The 19833-nt window shown below is 67.2% G+C and carries 20 protein-coding genes; 11 read left to right on the plus strand and 9 right to left on the minus strand.

Features of this window, described 5'->3' with window-relative positions:
• Positions 1-11: 11 nt before the first annotated feature.
• Together ACW4E8_RS24975 and ACW4E8_RS24980 are read left to right on the plus strand one after the other, a co-directional pair.
• Positions 12-797, plus strand: a complete 786-nt coding sequence (locus ACW4E8_RS24975; protein ID WP_456806962.1) for a 1,6-dihydroxycyclohexa-2,4-diene-1-carboxylate dehydrogenase — start codon at positions 12-14, stop codon at positions 795-797.
• A gap of 96 nt (positions 798-893) precedes the next feature.
• The gene (locus ACW4E8_RS24980) at positions 894-1589 is read left to right on the plus strand and encodes an alpha/beta hydrolase (RefSeq protein ID WP_456806963.1); all 696 of its coding nucleotides are present in this window, start codon (positions 894-896) and stop codon (positions 1587-1589) included.
• An 87-nt stretch (positions 1590-1676) separates the two neighbouring features.
• Here ACW4E8_RS24980 and ACW4E8_RS24985 read toward each other — a convergent pair whose 3' ends face one another.
• Positions 1677-3068: an aminotransferase-like domain-containing protein gene (locus tag ACW4E8_RS24985; RefSeq protein ID WP_456806964.1), complete on the minus strand. Its 1392-nt coding sequence runs from the start codon at positions 3066-3068 to the stop codon at positions 1677-1679.
• Between the two features lie 415 nt (positions 3069-3483).
• Between ACW4E8_RS24985 and ACW4E8_RS24990 the strand changes: the two genes are divergently transcribed.
• From ACW4E8_RS24990 to scpA, 9 genes are read left to right on the plus strand one after another with little or no spacing between them, the layout of a single operon-like run.
• Entirely contained in the window at positions 3484-3966 is a 483-nt protein-coding gene (locus tag ACW4E8_RS24990; protein ID WP_456806965.1) for an MSMEG_0572/Sll0783 family nitrogen starvation response protein, read from the plus strand.
• A gap of 20 nt (positions 3967-3986) precedes the next feature.
• Positions 3987-5003 carry a Nit6803 family nitrilase gene (locus tag ACW4E8_RS24995; RefSeq protein WP_114132751.1) on the plus strand — a complete coding sequence of 339 codons (1017 nt, stop codon included), beginning with the start codon at positions 3987-3989 and terminating at the stop codon, positions 5001-5003.
• Positions 4996-6099 carry an MSMEG_0568 family radical SAM protein gene (locus ACW4E8_RS25000; RefSeq protein WP_456807056.1) on the plus strand — a complete coding sequence of 368 codons (1104 nt, stop codon included), beginning with the start codon at positions 4996-4998 and terminating at the stop codon, positions 6097-6099. Before ACW4E8_RS24995 ends, ACW4E8_RS25000 begins: the two co-directional genes overlap by 8 nt.
• Positions 6096-6650, plus strand: coding sequence for an MSMEG_0567/Sll0786 family nitrogen starvation N-acetyltransferase (locus tag ACW4E8_RS25005; RefSeq protein ID WP_456806966.1), 555 nt, complete (start codon positions 6096-6098; stop codon positions 6648-6650). Before ACW4E8_RS25000 ends, ACW4E8_RS25005 begins: the two co-directional genes overlap by 4 nt.
• Entirely contained in the window at positions 6647-7642 is a 996-nt protein-coding gene (locus ACW4E8_RS25010; RefSeq protein ID WP_456806967.1) for a sll0787 family AIR synthase-like protein, read from the plus strand. Before ACW4E8_RS25005 ends, ACW4E8_RS25010 begins: the two co-directional genes overlap by 4 nt.
• 8 nt (positions 7643-7650) lie before the next feature.
• Positions 7651-7938, plus strand: a complete 288-nt coding sequence (locus ACW4E8_RS25015; RefSeq protein ID WP_456806968.1) for an MSMEG_0570 family nitrogen starvation response protein — start codon at positions 7651-7653, stop codon at positions 7936-7938.
• A 35-nt stretch (positions 7939-7973) separates the two neighbouring features.
• Positions 7974-9260 carry an MSMEG_0569 family flavin-dependent oxidoreductase gene (locus ACW4E8_RS25020; protein WP_456806969.1) on the plus strand — a complete coding sequence of 429 codons (1287 nt, stop codon included), beginning with the start codon at positions 7974-7976 and terminating at the stop codon, positions 9258-9260.
• Between the two features lies 1 nt (position 9261).
• Positions 9262-10098, plus strand: coding sequence for a Pnap_2097 family protein (locus ACW4E8_RS25025; protein ID WP_456806970.1), 837 nt, complete (start codon positions 9262-9264; stop codon positions 10096-10098).
• Positions 10095-12188 (plus strand): methylmalonyl-CoA mutase, encoded by a 2094-nt coding sequence (scpA, locus tag ACW4E8_RS25030; protein WP_456806971.1) that lies wholly within the window; start codon positions 10095-10097, stop codon positions 12186-12188. Before ACW4E8_RS25025 ends, scpA begins: the two co-directional genes overlap by 4 nt.
• A gap of 161 nt (positions 12189-12349) precedes the next feature.
• On the opposite strand, the gene ACW4E8_RS25035 is transcribed toward scpA, so the two are convergent.
• From ACW4E8_RS25035 to ACW4E8_RS25070, 8 genes are all read right to left on the minus strand, one after another.
• On the minus strand, positions 12350-13159 hold the full coding sequence (locus ACW4E8_RS25035; RefSeq protein ID WP_456806972.1) for a putative hydro-lyase: 810 nt from the start codon (positions 13157-13159) through the stop codon (positions 12350-12352).
• 27 nt (positions 13160-13186) lie between these two features.
• Positions 13187-14530 (minus strand): MFS transporter, encoded by a 1344-nt coding sequence (locus ACW4E8_RS25040; RefSeq protein WP_456806973.1) that lies wholly within the window; start codon positions 14528-14530, stop codon positions 13187-13189.
• A 519-nt stretch (positions 14531-15049) separates the two neighbouring features.
• Positions 15050-15289 carry an acetyl-CoA carboxylase biotin carboxyl carrier protein subunit gene (locus ACW4E8_RS25045; RefSeq protein ID WP_456806974.1) on the minus strand — a complete coding sequence of 80 codons (240 nt, stop codon included), beginning with the start codon at positions 15287-15289 and terminating at the stop codon, positions 15050-15052.
• Between the two features lie 42 nt (positions 15290-15331).
• The gene (locus ACW4E8_RS25050) at positions 15332-16105 is read right to left on the minus strand and encodes a LamB/YcsF family protein (RefSeq protein ID WP_456806975.1); all 774 of its coding nucleotides are present in this window, start codon (positions 16103-16105) and stop codon (positions 15332-15334) included.
• Positions 16098-17081, minus strand: a complete 984-nt coding sequence (locus ACW4E8_RS25055) for a 5-oxoprolinase subunit C family protein (protein ID WP_456806976.1) — start codon at positions 17079-17081, stop codon at positions 16098-16100. Before ACW4E8_RS25055 ends, ACW4E8_RS25050 begins: the two co-directional genes overlap by 8 nt.
• Positions 17078-17866, minus strand: coding sequence for a 5-oxoprolinase subunit PxpB (gene pxpB, locus ACW4E8_RS25060; RefSeq protein ID WP_456806977.1), 789 nt, complete (start codon positions 17864-17866; stop codon positions 17078-17080). Before pxpB ends, ACW4E8_RS25055 begins: the two co-directional genes overlap by 4 nt.
• Positions 17863-19284: an acetyl-CoA carboxylase biotin carboxylase subunit gene (locus ACW4E8_RS25065; RefSeq protein ID WP_456806978.1), complete on the minus strand. Its 1422-nt coding sequence runs from the start codon at positions 19282-19284 to the stop codon at positions 17863-17865. Before ACW4E8_RS25065 ends, pxpB begins: the two co-directional genes overlap by 4 nt.
• A 109-nt stretch (positions 19285-19393) precedes the next feature.
• Entirely contained in the window at positions 19394-19828 is a 435-nt protein-coding gene (locus ACW4E8_RS25070) for a VOC family protein (protein WP_456806979.1), read from the minus strand.
• Between the last annotated feature and the right edge of the window lie 5 nt (positions 19829-19833).

Genomic DNA, 19833 nt, shown 5'->3' on the forward strand with positions numbered 1-19833 from the left:
AGCACGACAACATGAGAACTGCTACACGCTTTGCCGGCAAAGCCATGATCGTGACCGGGGCCGCGCAAGGCATCGGCCGCGGCGTCGCACTGGCCGCCGCCGCCGAGGGCGCCTCGGTGGCGCTGGTCGACCGCTCGGCGCTGGTCGATGAAGTCGCGGCACAGATCGTTGCTGCAGGCGGGCAGGCCATCGCAGTGCACGCCGACCTGGAGCGCTATGCCGGCGCCACGCAAATGGCGCAGGCGGCCGAAGCAGCCTTCGGCCGCATCGACATCCTCGTCAACAACGTGGGCGGCACAATCTGGGCCAAGCCCTTCCAGGCCTATGAGGAGGACCAGATCGAAGCCGAGATCCGGCGCTCGCTGTTCCCCACGCTGTGGTGTTGCCGGGCGGTGCTGCCCGGCATGGTCGCGCGCCGGCAGGGTGTCATCGTCAACGTGTCGTCGATTGCCACGCGCAGCATCCACCGTGTGCCCTACGCGGCGGCCAAGGGCGGCGTCAACGCACTGACGGCCAGCCTCGCCTTCGAGCATGCGCACGAAGGCGTGCGTGTCAACGCAGTGGCCACCGGCGGCACCGAGGCACCGCCGCGCAGGATTCCGCGCAACATGGAAGCTCAGAGCGAGCAGGAAGCCATCTGGTACCAGGCTATCGTCGACCAGACCAGGGCCTCGAGCCTGATGCACCGCTATGGCACGATCGACGAGCAGGTGCATGCCATCTTGTTTCTCGCATCGGACGAGGCTTCGTACATTACCGGCACGGTCTTGCCAGTTGGCGGCGGGGATCAGGGCTGACGGTGGCATCGATTGGAGCGCAGCCCAACCGCCGAGGGACTGCAGCGTGTTGCATTGTTCGGCTTACAGCTTACATTCGCAGATAGGAGTCAGATCATGAGCAAGCCCTCGATTATTCTGGTGCATGGCTTCTGGGGAGGTGCCGCGCATTGGGGAAAAGTCATCGTTGAACTGGCGCGAAAGGGGTATACGAGCGTCCGCGCCGTTGAAATGCCGCTGACATCGCTTGCTGACGATGTCGAGCGTACCCGCAAGATGATTACCCAGCAGAACGGGCCGGTCCTCCTGGTGGGGCATTCGTACGGTGGTGCGGTGATTACCCAGGCGGGTGACCAGCCCAATGTGGTGGGGCTTGTGTATATCGCGGCGTTTGCGCCAGATGCGGGGGAGAGCCCCGGTGGCATTACGCAGCAGCATCTTCCGGTTGCGGCTCCCAATCTCGAACCCGACAGCGACGGCTACTTGTGGCTCAAGTCCGATAAGTTCCATGAGAGCTTCTGCCAGGATCTTTCGCCCGACGACGCTCTGGTGATGGCGGTAACGCAGAAGGCGCCGCTTGCAAGCACCTTCGGCGACGTCATCACGACGCCGGCCTGGAAAAAGAAGCCGTCCTGGTACCAGATTTCCAGCGAAGACAGAATGATCGCCCCCGAGAACCAACTGAAGATGTCGGCCCGGCTCAATCCCCGGAAGGTCATGACTCTGGCGGCAAGCCATGCTTCGCTGGCTTCGAAGCCAGCCGAGGTTGCGGCGTTGATCGACGAAGCCGCCACCGACCCGGTCAGGGGATAGCGCCCTGAATGCCGGCGCCCGCCGGGCCAGGCTGCGCAGTGCGCTGAACAGCGGAAAACTGCGCGGGAATCAAGGGGAGACCCCCGGCTACAACATCGCGGAATGCAAATGATGCGGATTGTCGAGCGTTTCCGCGATGATCCTTAGCGACTCCTCGATCTCATCACGCTCGCCCGGGCCGCCCAGGCAGACGCGGATCGCATCGGGCGGGTTGCCGTCGGTCGAGAAGGCGGCGGCCGACACCGCGCCGATGCCGCGCGAGCGCAGGTGCAGCGCCAGTTCCGACGGGCTCCACGCTGAAGCCGCCGGGATCGGCAGCCACAGGTGAAAGCCTTCCGGGTCCGCGTCATAGGCCAGGCCCTCGAGCACATGGCGCGCAATCAACTGCCGCGCCGCGCTTTCAGCGCGGATGGCCTTGAGCATGTCGTCTACCGTTCCGTCCTTGATCCAGGATGTAGCGAGCAGTGTGTTGATGGGGCTCGCCATCACCGTCGTTGCCCGCAGGGTGCCAGCCAGGCGCTGCGCCTGCCGGGCCGTGGGGGCGTGCAGGAACGCTATGCGCAGCCCGGCGCCCAGGCATTTGGACAAGCCGGTGACGTAATACGTGAGTTCCGGGGCGAGCGCGGCAAACGTCTGTGGTGCCCGCAGCGGCAGCATGCCGTAGGCATCGTCCTCGATGATCGGCACGCTGTAGCGCAGCGCGACTTCGGCGAGCTGCTCGCGGCGTGCCTGCGGCATGGTGCGCGTGCTCGGGTTCTGGATGGTCGGGTTGCAATAGAGCGCCGCTGGCTTCTGCGCCTTGCACATGGCTTCGAAGGCGTGGGCGAACGGGCCATCCTCGTCGCCGGGCAGCGCCTGTAGCTGGATATTGAGCTGCGCGGCGATGGCCTTGATGCCGGGGTAGGCCAGCGTGTCGGCACAGATGGTCTGCGCCGGGCGCGCGAGCTGCGACAGCAGAGCGACCAGCGCGCTGTGGATGCCGGGCGTGACCAGCACGGTGTCCGCGCTGCACGCCGGCACCCAGCGGCGCAGCCATTTCGCGGCGACCGAGCGATCGGCCGGGGTTCCGCCGAAGTCCTGGTAGCGCAGCAGCGTGTAGGGATCGGCAGCCTCGAGCAGTTGCGCCATGGCGGCACGAAGCCGCGCTGTCATCGCGGGCGGCTCCGGCGGCATGTTCATGGTCATCTCCGCACCCGTGCCGCCGCGCAGCGGCATCGCGGGCGCACGTCCGCGCACGTAAGTGCCGCTTCCTGTCTTGGTGTCGATTAATCCCCGCTTCCTCGCTTCACTGTAGCCGCGCGCCACGGTGGTGTAGTTCAGTTGCAGCGCTTCGGCGAGGTCGCGCAGCGGCGGCAGCCGGTCGCGCGCGCGCAGCTGGCCGTCGGCCAGTGCCTCCTCGATCAGGTCCGGAATCAGCAGATAGGCAGGCTTGGCACTGCCGGCGATACGTTTTACCCAATGGCTGGTCAGGTTGGACACCGTGGTCTCCCGCTGCGCGATGCGATGGAATTCAGTGCCCTGAGGGTAGCACCCGAATGATCGCTTACCAAGCCGCGCAGGCGATCGCATCTGAAGTTCTCAATGATGGTGCGATATCAACGTTCATGCACCACGCGTGCGCACCCGGGCGGCTTGCTCCCGTTCAAAAACGTGCATTGTGGCGAAACCGTCATGGCGTGCGCTGTGCGCCTTTGGTGGCATCCATGGCCAAAGCCGTTGCGATCATTGGGCCGATCATTTGGTCGGCTTCGGCTTGATTGGAGATTGATCGCATGACTGCGGGCATTGCGTGGCACATCGGTTGCGGATGTTGGCGTGTTCGGCCTGGCGCCGGACGGTCGATCGGCATGGGATCGATCGACCGCACTGCCCCATCAACGCAACGGAGAGAAGCATGCCTGCTGTCAGCAAACCGGCCCACAAGAAGGGCGATTTCCTGGTCGACTATGAAGAGAAGGTATTCGAGGACGTAAAGGCCGAGGCCGGCGAGAAGGCGCTGGTGACCTTCCACACCGTCGCCTTCGAAGGCTCGATCGGCTTCGTCAACATGCTGCAGGCCACGCGCCTGCTGCGCAAGGGCTTCGAGACTTCGATCCTGCTGTACGGCCCCGGCGTCAACCTTGGCGTTCAGCGCGGCTTCCCGACGCTTGGCGACGAAGCGTTCCCCGGCCACATGAACTTCAACAAGCAGCTCACCAAGTTCATGGAAGAGGGCGGCAAGGTCTACGCCTGCCGCTTCGCCCTGCAGGCCCTGTACGGCCATGGCGAGGCCTCGCTGATCGAGGGTATCCGCCCGATCAGTCCGCTCGATGTGCTCGACCTCAAGCTGCTGCACCGCAAGGAGAACGCGCTGATCATCGACACCTGGACGGTCTGAGCAAAAGGGCAGGTACCACCATGTCACAGAAACGCATTGTGCGCGCGGCCGCGGTCCAGATCGCGCCCGACCTCGAGAGCGGCGCAGGCACGCTGGCCAAGGTCTGCGAGGCGATCGACGAGGCCGCCGGGAAGGGCGTGCAGCTGATCGTCTTCCCGGAGACCTTCGTGCCGTACTACCCGTACTTCTCCTTCGTACGGCCGCCGGTGCACTCCGGCAGCGACCACATGCGGCTGTACGAGCAGGCCGTGGTGGTGCCCGGCCCGGTCACCGATGCCGTCGCCGGGCGCGCACGCCGGCACGGCATGGTCGTGGTGCTCGGCGTGAACGAGCGCGACCACGGCAGCCTGTACAACACGCAGCTTATCTTCGACACCGAGGGCAACCTCGCGGTCAAGCGCCGCAAGATCACGCCCACCTTTCACGAACGGATGATCTGGGGGCAGGGCGATGCGGCGGGCCTGAAGGTCGCGGACACCGCGATCGGCCGCGTCGGCGCGCTGGCGTGCTGGGAGCACTACAACCCGCTGGCCCGCTATGCGCTGATGACCCAGCACGAGGAAATCCACTGCAGCCAGTTCCCAGGCTCGCTGGTCGGGCCGATCTTTGCCGAGCAGATCGAAGTCACGATCCGGCATCACGCGCTGGAATCCGGCTGCTTCGTCGTCAACGCCACCGGCTGGCTGACCGAAGCGCAGATCGCCTCCGTGACCACCGATCCCGCGCTGCAGAAGGCGCTGCGCGGCGGCTGCAACACCGCAATTATTTCGCCGGAGGGCCAGCACCTGGCGCCGCCGTTGCGCGAGGGCGAGGGCATGGTCATCGCCGACCTCGACATGTCGCTCATCACCAAGCGCAAGCGAATGATGGATTCGGTGGGCCACTACGCGCGCCCGGAACTGCTAAGCCTGGCCATCAATGAGCGGCCGGCGGCGACGGCAGTGCCGATGGCAGGCGCCTTCTCCAACTTCCATGGGAGCATCCGCGATGACATCCAGCGCGACCGTGCCGGCTTCGAGCCGGCAATTGATGACTGAGCTGCAGTCCGTCGGGCTGCGCCTGCAAGACCCGAATGCCGGGGCGGCCAGCCGGCGCGGCGGGGCGGGTCCGTCCGACCACAAGGCGGTCACCATCGACGGCGTGACCATCATGGTGCCGGTGCATACCAGCACCGCGTGGCACTCGCCGTTCGTGGCGCAGGCGCCCGACGGAACGGGGCGCAGCGCACTCATGCGCGGCACCATCCCGATTGCCAGCATCAGCTTTCCGAAGGCGCCGCGTTTCCATGCGCTGCAGACGCTGGAGGGCATCCCGTACTCGCATATCGCCACGCTGCATGGCGCCGATGTGCTGGCCACCACGGTGCTGCAGACTTGCATCCGCTACGAGAGCCGCAAGAAGACCTGCAAGTTCTGCTCGATCGGCCAGTCCCTGGCGGCGGGCCGCACGATCGCGCGCAAGACGCCGGAGCAACTGGCCGAAGTGGCGCGCGCCGCGGTGCTGCTCGACGGCGTCAGGCATATGGTGCTGACCACCGGCACGCCGCCGACGCCGGACCGGGGCGCGGCCATTCTTTGCGAGAGCGCCTTCGCCATCAAGGCCGCGGTCGACCTGCCGATCCAGGCGCAGTGCGAGCCGCCCGACGACGACCGCTGGTTTGAGCGCATGAAGGCCGCCGGCATCGACACGCTCGGCATGCACCTCGAGGTCGTCACGCCGGCGGTGCGCGAGCGCATCATGCCGGGCAAGGCGGCGGTGCCGCCGAGCCGCTACATGGAAGCCTTCAAGGCCGCCGTTGCCGTGTTCGGCAGGGGGCAGGTCAGCACGTACATCCTGGCGGGACTTGGCGATACCGCAGAGGCCATCCTGTCGATCTCGCGCGAGCTGATCGAACTCGGGGTGTATCCGTTCGTGGTGCCTTTCGTGCCGATCTCCGGCACGCCGCTGGAGGACCACCCGGCTCCCTCGCCGGCCTTCATGCAGTCGATCCTGCAGCCGCTCGGCGCCATGTTGAGCGCCGCCGGCATGCGCTCGTCCGATATCAAGGCGGGTTGCGGCAAGTGCGGCGCGTGCTCATCACTGGCTACCTACGAGCGCGAGGCGGCACTGGCGACCTTCGGAGCGACATCATGAAAAGCGATCTCTGCGTCGAGGTGCCAGGCATCCCGATGTTCCGCATCCGCTGGGCGGAGCACGCGTGGGAGGCGGAGCAGGCCTATCGCCTGCGCCAGGCCGTGTTCTGCGAGGAGCAGGGCATCTTCGCGGGCGACGACCGGGACGCGGTGGACGATGTGGCGCAACTGCTGGTGGCGGTGCGCTCCGAGCCCGAGTTGCCGGGTCATCCCGGGACCGTGGTCGGCACCGTGCGCATCCATGAAAGCGAGCCGGGCGTGTGGTTCGGCTCGCGCCTGGCAGTGGATGCGGCCTATCGCAGCCAGGGCAAGATCGGTGCGACGCTGATCCGCCTGGCAGTGAGCAGCGCCCACGCGATCGGCTGCCAGCGCTTCCTTGCGCACGTGCAGAGCCAGAATGTGCCCTTGTTCAGGCGCTTGCATTGGAACGTCCTGGCAGAGGAGACGCTGCTCGGGCGGCCGCACCACCTGATGCAGGCAGACCTGAACCATTACCCGCCTTGCCATACCCCGCACGCGGGCCTGATTACCGAAGGCAGGGCCGTGCGATGAACCTCGACGATCTCGTACACACGCTGCGCAGCAGCCGCGGCTTTGCGCATAAGACCGATATCCCGGCCATGTTGTCGCCCCTTGGCGCCGCGGCCGCCGGACGTAACGCGGCCATGGCTGTCGATGTCGGCGACGACTGCGCGGCATGGCGGGATGGCGACGGCTACCTGCTGTTCGCCATCGAAGGACTGGTCAGCGATTTCATCCGCACGATGCCGTGGTTCGCCGGCTACAGCGCGGTCATGGTCAACATCAGCGATATCTATGCGATGGGCGGCAGGCCGACTGCCGTGGTCGATGCGCTATGGAGCCATGGCGCCGCCGACGCCGCCGAAGTGCTCAAGGGCATGGCCGCGGCGTCTGCCGCCTATGGCGTGCCGATCGTCGGCGGTCACAGCAATGCGCGAAGCGAGCAAAGCCAGCTTGCCGTGGCGATCGTTGGCCGGGCGCGCAAGCTGCTGTCGAGTTTCGCCGCGCGTCCCGGGCAGCGCCTGTTGATGGCGGTGGACCTGCGCGGCGCGTTCGCGGAGCCGTACCCGTTCTGGAACGCCTCGACGGGCGCACCGGGCGAACGGCTGCGCGCGGATCTCGAACTCTTGCCGGTGCTGGCCGAAGACGGCCTTTGCGCCGCGGCCAAGGATATCAGCATGGCGGGTGCGCTTGGCACCGCGCTGATGCTGCTCGAATGCTCCGGGGTGGGCGCCAGCATCGCGCTGGAGCGCATTCCCCGGCCCGATGGCGTGCCGCTGGAGCGGTGGCTGACGGCATTCCCCAGCTATGGCTTCCTGCTGGCCGTCGATGATGACGATGCGCAGGCGGTCGAACGCCGCTTCCTCGATCGCGGCATTGCCTGCGTCCAGATCGGCGCCATCGACGATTCCCGTGTCGCCACGCTCACGCACGCCGGGGAACGGGCCACGTTGTGGGACTTCCGCGACGCGGGGTTCATCCTGCCGACGCGCCTGGCCACGCCGATCGATTCCCCAACCTGAGACCTGCCATGCCGGTTACCCATTTCCGCATCCGCTGGCCTGACCAGACCGAGATGGCCTGCTATTCCCCATCCTCCATCGTCACGGAGCACTTTGCCGCCGGGGCGGCGTATCCGCTGGACGAGTTTGTCGAGCGCGCGCGTACCGCGCTGGGCGCCGCTTCCGAGCGGGTGCGTGCCAGGTATGGCTACGCCTGCTCCTCCGCAATGGACCAGCTCCGCATCCTGGAAATCGCCGCGCAGCGGTTCCAGGGCCAGGACGACGCCACCGTCCGGTTTCTCGGCTTTGGCAGCTAGCCGATTTCCAAATTCCTCGCCTCAAAGGATCCAACATGTCCCACGTCATCAACACCAATCCGGGCCAGGCCGCGGAGCCCAGGCACTACAGCGTCATCATTGTCGGCGGCGGCCAGGCCGGACTATCGATGAGCTACTTCCTGAAGCAGGCCGGCATCGATCATCTGCTCATCGAGAAGCACGCCGTCACGCACACCTGGCGCACGCAACGCTGGGATGCGTTCTGCCTGGTGACGCCGAACTGGCAATGCGCGCTGCCGGGCTATCCCTACCAGGGTGACGATCCGCACGGCTTCATGAAGAAGGATGAGATCACGGCCTATCTCGATGGCTTTATCCGGACGGTCGGCGCGCCCGTGCTCGAACATACCGAGGTGCGGCAAGTGAGGGCGCGCGCGCAGGGGGGATTTTCCGTGGTGACGAGCCAGGGTGCATTCACCGCGGACCAGGTGGTGGTGGCCTCGGGCGGTTATCACACGCCGATCGTGCCGCGCATGGCCGAGCGCCTGCCGGCGTCGATCCGGCAGCTGCAATCGTCCGAATACAGGAATCCCGAGTCGCTGCCCGAGGGTGCGGTGCTCGTGGTCGGCTCTGGCCAGTCGGGCGCGCAGATTGCCGAAGACCTGCACCTGGCCGGGCGCAAGGTGTATCTGGCCGTCGGCGAGGCGCCGCGTTGCGCGCGCTTCTATCGTGGGCGGGACGTCGTGGACTGGCTCGCGGACATGAAGTACTACGACCTGCCGGTCACCGAGCATCCGCTGCGCGAGGGCGTTCGCGACAACACCAATCACTATGTCACCGGCCGCGACGGCGGGCGCGATATCGACCTGCGCAGGTTTGCCACCGAGGGCATGGAGCTCTACGGCGTGCTCGACGACTACCTCGACGGCCAACTGCGTTTTGCACCGGACCTGCGTCGCAACCTGGACGATGCCGATGCGACTTACAACCGCATCAACGCGAGCATCGACAAGTTCATCGTGGAGCGAGGCATCGAGGCGCCGCCGCCGAGCGTCTATGCGCCCGTATGGACGCCGCCGGCCGAGCGCAGCGAACTTGATCCCCAGGCAGCCGGCATTGGTTCGATCATCTGGTGCATCGGCTTCCGACCGGACTTCAGCTGGCTCGAAGTGCCGGTGTTCAACGGCCGCGGCTATCCGGGTCACGAACGCGGTGTGACCGCACACGCCGGCCTGTACTTCCTTGGCCTGCCCTGGCTGCACACGTGGGGATCGGGGCGATTCTCCGGCATCGCCCGCGACGCCGAGTACCTGGCCGCCCTGATCGCCGCAGGCCGGGGCGACACCGCACTGGCCGCCTGACATGGAAGCCGTCGTCTCGCGCCATGTGGCCGGCATGCCCCAGTTGGCATATACCGGCCTGTCAGAGAACTGGCTGCTGAAGACCTGCGGCGACCTGCACTGGCGCCTGCTGGCCGCCGGCGCCGGCCTGGGGGTGCCGGACTTCAGGGATGCCGGGGGCCATCCGGTGTATGCGGCGTTCACCGCGATCCGCGTGCGCGACGCCGCGCCGCAAACGATCGGCGAGCACGCCGAGTTCAGCATCGGCTCGCGCATCGTGCCAGCGGGTGGCGTGAAGCACCTCAGCGAACATGCGGTCGACATGCAGGGGGACCGCCGCGCCAGCGTGACGATGCTGTCCACCTTCATCCGACGCACGCGGGAGCGGGACAACCGCTCGGTCGTGCGCACCATGCCGACCGTGGCCGTGCAGTGGGCCTGCGCCGGCCCGTCGGCACAGGCGGCGGAACTGTCGCTGCTGGCACGGCGGTTTCGCTGCGGGGATTGGGGCACGCATCTCGGACTCGATCAGGCCCGGCATCGCGTCTGCCACGCGGCCGAATACCTGCCGTGCCCCTGCAACGACTTCAATGGCGCCGACCTGGTGTACTTCGCCAGCTTCCAGGCCATGGTCGATCGCGCGGAATGGCAATGGCGCCGCGACGCGGATCCGCCCACGGTGTTCGCGCGGGACCTGTTCTTCCATGGCAACGTCAATGTCGGTGAGTCGCTGGAGCTGACCTTTTCCGCGCTGCGCGAGGCCGAGGAGGGATTGACGCACTGGTGTGAGATCCGGCGCAGCCGCGACGGCGAGAAGATTGCCGATGTGGTCACGCAGAAACGTTGGAGGCAACGATGAACGCGAAGCGGGACGACCCGGCAGGTGCCCTGGAGCTGAAGCCGGTCTATGGGCCCGACGATCTGACTGGCCTTGGCCACCTGGGCGGCATGCCCGGCGAGGCCCCGTTCGTTCGTGGACCCTATCCCTCCATGTACCGCGGCAGGCCATGGACCATCCGCCAGTACGGGGGATACGGCGACGCCGCGACGTCGAACCTCGCCTATCGCGAGGCCTTGAAGCAGGGCGCGCAGGGCTTGTCGGTGGCCTTCGACCTGCCGACCCATCGCGGCTACGATTCCGACGATCCACTGGCGCAGGCCGATGTCGGCATGGCCGGCGTGGCCATCGACTCGGTCGACGATATGCGGCGCCTGTTCGAAGGCATTGCGCTGGACCGTGTGTCGGTATCGATGACCATGAGTGGTGCGGTGCTCCCCGTACTGGCAGCGTTCCTTGTCGCGGCCGAGGAATCGGGCGTCCCGTTCGAACAGCTGCGCGGCACCATCCAGAACGACATCCTCAAGGAGTTCATGGTCCGGAACACCTGGATCCACGCGCCGCAGCCGTCGCTGCGCATCGCCACCGACGTGGTCGAATGGCTGGCGGCGCATGCGCCGAAGTTCAACGGCATGTCGATCTCGGGCTATCACTTCCAGGAAGCGGGCGCCGATCCGGTGCTGGAACTGGCGCTGACACTGGCCAATGCCAGGACCTATGTCGGCCTGCTGCGCGAGCGCGGCCTTGATGTCGACGCGTTCTGCGGCGGACTGAGCTTCTTCTTCGGCGTCGGCAAGCCATTCTTCGTCGAGATCGCCAAGCTGCGCGCCGCGCGGCTCCTGTGGCACGACATCGTGCGCGAACTGGGTGGCACCAGCGCGCGCGCCACGGCGATGCGCATGCATTGCCAGACCTCGGGCTGGACGCTCGCCGCACAGCAGCCGCTCAACAATGTCGCGCGCACCACGGTCGAGGCGATGGCTGCGATCTTTGGCGGTACGCAGTCGCTGCATACCAATGGCTTTGACGAGGCATTGGCATTGCCGGGCGCGCAGGCCTCGCGGCTGGCCCGCGATACGCAACTGATCCTCCAGCATGAATTTGGCCTGTGCGAGGTGGCGGACCCTTGGGCGGGCTCCTACCTGATCGAGTCGCTGACCGGCCGCATGGTGACGGAGGTTCGCGCGGTGCTGGCGCACATCGATGCCCAGGGTGGCATCCTGGCAGCCCTCGAATCCGGCTGGGTGCAGCGGCGCATCCACCAGGCCGCGCTGCGGACGCAGGCTCGGCTCGATGCGCAGGAAGAGGTCGTGGTGGGTGTCAACCGCTACCAGGAGACCGACGACAATGGCCAGGAATGCCTGGAGATCGACGGTACCCAGGTGCGCGTGCAACAGGCACGCCGCCTGGACGCGCTGCGCCGCCGCCGCGATGACGCTGCGGTCAGGCATGCGCTGGTGGCGCTGACCGAGGCCGCCAGGCACGGCGGCGCCAACCTGCTCGCCTGTGCGATCGACGCCATGCGTTGCCGCGCCACGGTCGGGGAATGTACCCGGGCGCTGCTCCAGGTCTGGCCGCGCCATACGGTCCGGGCGTCCTACGACGCTGCGCTGTACGGCACGGCCCGCGCCGGCAACACGGAATGGCAGGCCGCCTGCGAGCGCGTCAGTGCGCTGCGCGAGCGGCTCGGCCGGGCGCCCCGGATCCTCGTGGCCAAGTTGGGCCAGGACGGCCACGACCGCGGTGCGAAAGCGGTGGCGGCCGGGCTTGCGGATGCCGGGTTCGTGGTCGAACTGACACCGCTGTTCCAGTCGGCCGAGGCGGTTGCATCTGCCGTCTGCGATGGCGACTTCGATGTCATCGGCATGTCCACGCTGGGCGGCGCGCATCTGGATCTGCTGCCGGCGCTGCTACACGCCTTGCGGCAGCGCGCGCTCGAAGTGCCGGTCTTCGTCGGCGGCATTGTTCCGGCAGACCACAGGCGCTTGCTGTGCCAGTGCGGCGTGCAGGAGATTTTCGGACCGGGTACGCCGATGGAGATCATCGTGAGCACCATCGTGGCTGCGCTCACGTTGTCGAGGATGCCTACGGCGTCCACGCCTTTCCATTGACGCCGACGCGCTCGGTGGGCATGGCGCCTCCGTTATGCGTCCATCTCGACCGCGAGCAATGAGCCGGTAGATCAATTGGGATGCATGATCTGCGTACGGCGCCGATGCCCTTGCTGGGATCGGCGCCGGGAGCGGCAAGCGGGGAAACGCCAACAGAGACCTCAGATAAGCGTGACGTCCTCGATCGCCACGTCGCCCACCAGCATGTAGCCGGGCGCATGCGTGATACACAGCGGCAGTCGCGCCTGCACGGTCGCGGCCTGAGGCGTCACGCCGCAGCCCCAGAATACCGGGATCTCGCCTGGCAGGATGGCGGTGGGCTCGCCTTCGTCGGGACGGTTGACGTCGGCAATGCCGATCGCTGACGGATCGCCGGCGTGCACCGGTTTGCCATGCGCTGCCGGCAACGCGGCGCAGATCTCGCTGGCGTGCGCGGCCTGTGCCGGCGTATAGGGGCGCATCGACACCACCATCGGCCCGCGGAACGGCCCCGCCGGCGTGGTTTCGATGCTGGTGCGGTACATCGGCACCACCTTGCCTTCATCGACATGCCGTACGGCCAGGCCGGCGCGCTGGAGCGCATCTTCGAAGGACAGTGAGCAGCCCAGTACGAAGCCGACAAAGTCGTCGCGCCACAACGCGCTAATGTCGCCGCATTCTCCAGCGAGCTTGCCATCGCGCCAGACCCGGTAGCGCGGCAGGTCTGTGCGCAGGTCGATATCCTCGCCCAGCGCCGGCACCAGCGGCGAGCCTGGCTCGGTCATGCCGATCAGCGGGCAGGGCACGGGGTTGGCACGGCAGTAGCCGAGGAAATCGTCGGCCCAATGACGTGGCAGGATCATCAGGTTGCCCTGTACGCGGCCGGGCGCCATGCCGGCAGTGTGCCCGTGCCAGGCACCGCTGCGGATCGCGGCACGGGCGGTGGCCGGGCTGGCTGCCCAGCCGGGCAGCGCAACGGTAGCGTCATGCATGTCGGGTCGCTCCAGGCCGGTGTCGCATTACCGCAGCGCCTCGCGCGCGGTTTCCCTGATGCGCAGGAGCCCAAGCAATGCGATGGCCGAGCCGCCCATCAGCAGGTACGCGGGCGAGAGCAGGTTGCCGGTGGCGCCGATCAGCGCGGTAGCCACGTATGGCGTTACGCCGCCGCCGAGGATGGCGCCAAGGTTGAAGCTGAAGGCCATGCCGGAATAGCGCACGCGGGTCGGGAACTGCTCGGCGTAGGTGGGATAGCCGACGGACTGCACGATCGGCATCGGCAGCGCCACGACCAGCATGGCGAGGAAGGCCAGGCCGATACTCTGCTGGTCCATCAGCGTCATCATCGGCACCACCAGCACGATGTAGCCGACAAAGCCGATGGCGAGCACCTTGCGCCGGCCCAGGCGGTCGGAAAGGCCGCCCCAGAACGGCATCAGCACTGCCATGGTGAGGCTGACGAAGGCCATGATCCAGTAGACGCTGGCCTTGTCATACTTGAGGTAGGTGGTCATGTAGATGTTCATGAACACCAGGCCCACCCAGTAGCCCACGTTCTGCCCGAAGGACAGCACCAGCACCTTGAGCACCGCGGGCGTGTGCTGGCTGAACACTTCCTTCAGCGGTGCCTTGGGCGGTTCATTGTGTTGCTGGAAATGCTGGAACGCCACCGACTCTTCCACGCGCTTGCGCACCAGGAACGAGATCATCACCATCGGGATGGCGCTCAGGAACGGGATGCGCCAGCCCCATGCCGTCATGGCTTCGCTGCCCAGCATGGAGGTGGTCAGGCCGCACACGGTTGCCGCCAGGGCGCCGCCGATGGCCACGCCCACTGGTGTGAACGCACCAAAGAAGCCGCGCCTGCCGGATGGTGCCGACTCGGCCACGTACGCCGCCGCGCCCGTGACTTCGCCGCCGGCGAAGAACCCTTGCACCAGCCGGATCAGCAGCAGCAACAGCGGGGCCGCAAGGCCCGCGCTCGCGGCAACGGGCAGCACGCCGATGGCGGCGGTGGCAACGCCCATGCCGATCACGGTGACCAGCAGCACGGCGCGGCGGCCGATGCGGTCGCCGAGCCGGCCCAGCACGATGCCGCCGATCGGGCGCATCAGGAAGGCGCTGCCGAACACCGCCAGGATCGCCAGCAGCGACGCGGTGGCGTTGTCGCCCGGAAAGAACAGCGGCCCGATGGTGGCGGCCAGGTAGCCATAGATGCCGAACTCGTAGTACTCAATGGCTGTGCCGGCGGCGGCGGCCACCGCGGCCTTGCGGGCCACGGCGACATCGCCGGTCTGTGGGGCCGAGGTGGGGGCCGAAGCAGAGGCATCCGCCAGCGGCAGCGTGGAAGTGGGGGCGTTGGACATGATCACGTTTCCAGAAGCAGGGTGAACGAAGCCGCGCCGGCTGCCGGTGGCAGCCTGCGGGTCCCGGGGTCTGAGCATGAATACCGGTACGCTGCGCCGCAGTAATCGCGGCTGCCTACCTGTTGTTGTTAATGGACTGCCTGCTTTGTCAGGTCAGTCCTTGCTGCATTCACAGCGTTAATGCACGCCTGCAAGCTCTGGTTTTTATTCAGCAACAAGCGTGCCAGTCAAAATCAACTGTGAAAATCCGTGGGAATAAGCGCGACTTGTCCTGGTCGGTGATGACCATGCATTTTTCTGTCTCCTTTTATTCGGCTGCGCCAGAATGAACTGACTGGGTGCATACCGTGTTCCCTTGCGGGGCACGCCATGCACTACTGTCGTGTATTACTGCCTGTCCATCTCGCCAAAGCACGGGCAGCTCATTAATTTCCAGGTATTTCGCGGCCTTTGCCGCCGGCGATGATCGTGCCTTGGAATAATCACAAGCCATTGCCGGGCAAGGGCTTGTCTTGGAAATCAGCCTGCCGGAATGAAAGCGCCCAGTATCTGGCCTTCTTCGACCGGCTCGCCTTCATTGACCAGGTATTCGGCCACATAACCGTCGGCGGGCGCTTCCACGGGAATTTCCATTTTCATCGATTCAATAATCACCAGCGTGGCATCGCGCGCTTGCGCAACATTTGGCGCGGCCACGATCTTCCACAACGTACCGGTGGTCTCCGCGACGATGGGCAAGGCGTTCGGTTGGTCTGGCATGGGGGGCTCTTGTCTTGTTGATCTGGATTGGGGCGGAGGCAGTCAGCGAACCGCCGTGGTACGCGGGGCGCGGACCGTGATGCCTTCGGCCTCGAGCGCGGCGCGAATATCGCGGGCGAAGCCGGCGGCGCCGGGCTGGTCGCCATGGATGCACAGCGTGTCGGCGCGCACCGGAACGTCGGTGCCCTGCTGCGAGCGCACCACGCGGTCGCGGACCATGCGCAGCACCTGCGCCACCGCGGTGCCGACGTCCGTGATCATGGCGCCGGGCTGTCCGCGCGGCGTCAGCGAGCCGTCAGCCTGGTAGCTGCGGTCGGCAAATACTTCCTCGGCGACCGCCAGGCCGGCCTCTCGCGCGGCGCGCACCAGCGCGGACCCGGCCAGGCCAAAGAACACCAGGGCAGGGTCCACGTCGCGCACGGCCTCAGCAAGGGCTCGTGCCATGCCGTCGTCGCGCGCCGCCATGTTGTACAGCGCGCCGTGCGGTTTGACATGGGCCAGGTGGCTGCCGGCGGCGCGGGCAAACGCCTGCACCGCGCCGACCTGATAGACGGTCAGGTTGTAGATCTCGCCTGCCGACAGCGTCACGGCGCGGCGGCCGAAGCCCTGCAGGTCGGCAAAGCCGGGATGCGCGCCCACCGCCACGCCCCGGGCCACCGCGGCCCGCACCGTCGCAGCGATGGTCTGCGGATCGCCGGCATGCAGGCCGCAGGCGATGTTGGCGGAGCTGATATGGTGCAGCACCGCCGCGTCATCGCCAAGGCGGTAGATGCCAAAGCTCTCGCCCAGGTCGCTGTTGAAATCGATCTCAGCCATGGCCGCGCTCCAGCGCCGCGAAGGCCGCATCCTGCAACTGCGCGAGCCGTTGCGCTTCTTCCAGTTCGACCACGGTGAAGCGCACGCTCTCACCGGGCATGCGCTGCGCCAGCCGCGGCAGGTCCACGGCGCAGACGTGGGCGATCTTGGGATAGCCGCCCGTGGTCTGGCGGTCAGCCATCAGCACGATTGGCTGGCCGTCGGGCGGCACCTGGATCGTGCCGAATGCCACCGCCTCGGACCACATCTCGAGCGGCGAGGACAGGGCCAGCGCAGGCCCTTCGAGGCGGTAGCCCATGCGGTCGGACTGTGCGCCGATACGGAACCCCGGGAACTCTGCGCTGGTGAATGCCGCTTGCGCGGCGGCGCTGAAGGCATCCCACTCGCGCCCGCGCACCACGCGCAGCGGGGCCTCGGGCGCTGCCACGATGCCGGCGGCGAAGCGCGCCTGTGGCAGAGCTTCGGGCAGCGCGGCGCGCGGGGCGCGCAAGCCGATCACATCGGCCTTGCGCAGCGGCTTGCCCTCCATGCCGCCATATCCGCCACGCACGAAGGTGCTGTGGCTGTTCATGACCGGATCCAGCGCAAAGCCGCCTGCCACCGCGAGGTAGGCGCGCAGCCCGCTCTTGCGCTTGCCGAAGCTCAGCGTCGCGCCAGCCGGCACCACGCATGCCTGCGCGGTGGGCAGCGGCGTGCCGTCGATGCTGGCGTCGAGATCGGCGCCGCAGACCGCCACGGCAGTGGCCGCGTCGAAGCGCAGCGTGGGGCCCATCAGTGTGATCTCCAGGGTGGCGGTGTCCTGCGTATTGCCGACCAGCGCATTGGCGAGCCGATGCGCACGCTCGTCCATCACGCCGTTGGCCGGCACGCCGAGCTGCTGGTAGCCGACGCGGCCGAGGTCCTGGAACGTGCTCAGCGCACCGGGTTTGATCACCTCGATGGCGGCGCCGGTGGGTTGTACCGGTGTAGTGGTCATCGATTCACTCCATGGGCCGGTGAGGGGGTGCCTTGCGACGCGGCAATCTCGTCGAACTGTGCGGCCGAGACCGGCACGAAGCGGACCTGGTCGCCTGCATTGAGCAGGCAGGGCGCATCGCGGTGCGGATCGAACAAGGCCAGCGGCGTGCGTCCGATTAGGTTCCAGCCGCCGGGCAGCACCATTGGATAGATCACGGACTGGCAGTTGGCCAGACCGATCGAGCCAGCGGGCACGGCGGTGCGCGGCGTGCTGCGCCGTGGCGGGGCCAGGCGTGCGTCGAACTTGCCCACGTACGGGTGGCCGGGCGCGAAACCCAGCATCAGCACATCGACCGGCGCCGCACTATGCAGCGCGATCACAGCATCGGGCGCGAGCCCGCAGCTTGCGGCCACCTCCTCGAGATCAGGCCCGTGGTCGCCGCCATAGCAGACCGGGATGTCGACCACGCGAGCGGAGGCGGTCAAGGCGCCGAGTGGCTCGGCAAGCAGCACGGACAGCGCTGCGCTCAGCGCCTGGAACGGTGCCGTGCCTGCCGCGGCGCCAACGGCGGACGGACGGTAGTGGATGCCCACGGTCGCCAGCGCGGGCACGACATCGGTCACGCCCGGCAGTGCGGCGGCACCAATGCGCGCCGCCGCGGCGCAGGCTTGTCGGTTGGCAGCGCGCAATGCGGTGGCATCACGGCCGGCGTCGAATGCAACCACGAGCAGGCGATCGCCCGACGGTTCGATGCGCCACGGGATGGCTGCGGCGGGTGCCAGGTCGAGAGGCAGCGCGTTCATGGTTGCACCTCGGGTTGTACCTCGCTGGCGACGGCAGGCGCAGCCGCGCGCGGCGCCGCGCTCGCGCCGATCAACTGGGCGATCTCGCGCGTGACGAAGCCGGTATCGACCTGGCCCGCGCGGAAGTCGTGGTGCGCCAGCACGTTGCCTAGGAACTCGACGTTATGGCGAATCCCTTCAATGCGCGTTTCCGCCAGCGCGTCCAGCATCGCCTGGCGCGCAGACTCGCGCCCGGCGCCATGCGTGATCAGCTTGGCGATCATCGGGTCGTAGTAGGGCGTGATGGTGTCGCCCGCGCGCACGCCGGTGTCGACGCGCAACGCCGGCATTACTGGCAGCGCGAAGGCCGACAGCTTGCCCGGCGACGGCATGAAATGGCGGGCCGGGTTTTCGGCATAGAGCCGGCACTCGATCGCCGCGCCCTGATGGCGGATGTCGGCTTGCGCCACGCGCGCGAGGGTGCCGGCTGCAAGCCGGATCTGCGCCTGCACCAGGTCCCAGCCGGTGACCATCTCGGTGACACCGTGCTCGACCTGGATGCGGGTATTCATCTCGAGGAAGAAGAACTCGCCGCTGTCGGCATCGACGATGAACTCGACCGTGCCGGCGCCGCGGTAGTGTTGCGATTCCGCCAGCGCGACGGCGGCGGCAGTCATGCGTGCCAGGACCACGGCCGGCAGGCCGGGTGCCGGGCTTTCTTCGATGATCTTCTGGAAGCGGCGCTGCACCGAGCATTCGCGCTCGAACAGGTGCACGGCCGTGCCGTCGCCATAGCCAAATACCTGGACTTCGATATGGCGTGCGCGCGCGACGTAGCGCTCCAGGTAAACGCTGCCGTCGCCGAAGGCCTTGAGCGCGAGCGCCTGCGTAGAGGCCACGGTGGCTGCCAGCGTGCCGGGGTCGTCGACGCATTTCATGCCGATGCCGCCGCCACCGCCTGCGGCCTTGACCAGCAGCGGATAGCCCACTTGCGCGGCAGCGTCTTCGAGCCCGGCCAGCTCACCGGGCAGGAAGCGGATGCTGCCCGGCAGAACCGGCACCCCGCAGGCGGCCGCGATTTCGCGCGCGCGGTTCTTGTCGCCCATGTTCTCGATCGATTCGACCGAAGGCCCGATCCAGCGCATGCCGGCGGCCTCGGCGGCCTGGGCAAAGGCAGTGTTCTCGGAGAGGAAGCCGTAGCCCGGATGCACGCCGTCGGCGCCATGCGCCAGCCCGGCTGCCAGGACGGCTTCGGTATTCAGATAGCTTTGTGCCGCGGGGGCGGGGCCGATGGACACGGCCACGTCGGCCATCTGGCAATGCAGGGCACCGGCGTCGGCCTCGGAATACACGGCCACGGTCTCGATGCCAAGCGCCTGCGCGGCGCGGATGATGCGACAGGCAATCTCGCCGCGATTGGCTACCAGGATTCTTCGCATGTCAGACTCTTGCTGCTTTGGGGGCGGACACGCGGCGCTGGCTTCGGCGCCGCGTGGAGTGCCGGCCTGCGGGCCGGTCGGGGCGCGGTGTGGCCGCGCGTTTTCAGACTTACTTGGCGAACAGCGAGGCGATATTGGCAAACGCCTTCAGCTCCAGCGCATTGCCCGATGGGTCAAGGAAGAACATGGTGGCCTGCTCGCCGACCTCGCCCTTGAAGCGGATATGCGGTTCGATGATGAACTGCAAGCCTGCGGCCTTGAGCTTGTCGGCAGCCGCCTGCCAGTCGCTCATCGGCAGCACCACGCCGAAGTGGCGCACCGGCACGGCATCGCCATCCACGGCGCTGGTATGGCGATGGCCGCATTCTTCCGGCGCCAGGTGGGCCACGATCTGGTGGCCGTAGAAGTTGAAATCGACCCAATCTTCCGAGCTTCGGCCTTCGGGGCAGCCCAGCAGCTCGCCGTAGAATTCGCGCGCGCTGGCGATGCTGTGGACCGGGAAGGCCAGGTGGAACGGGGGCAGGACTGCAGTGGATTCGCTCATGGTGT

Source organism: Cupriavidus sp. CP313, assembly GCF_054072015.1.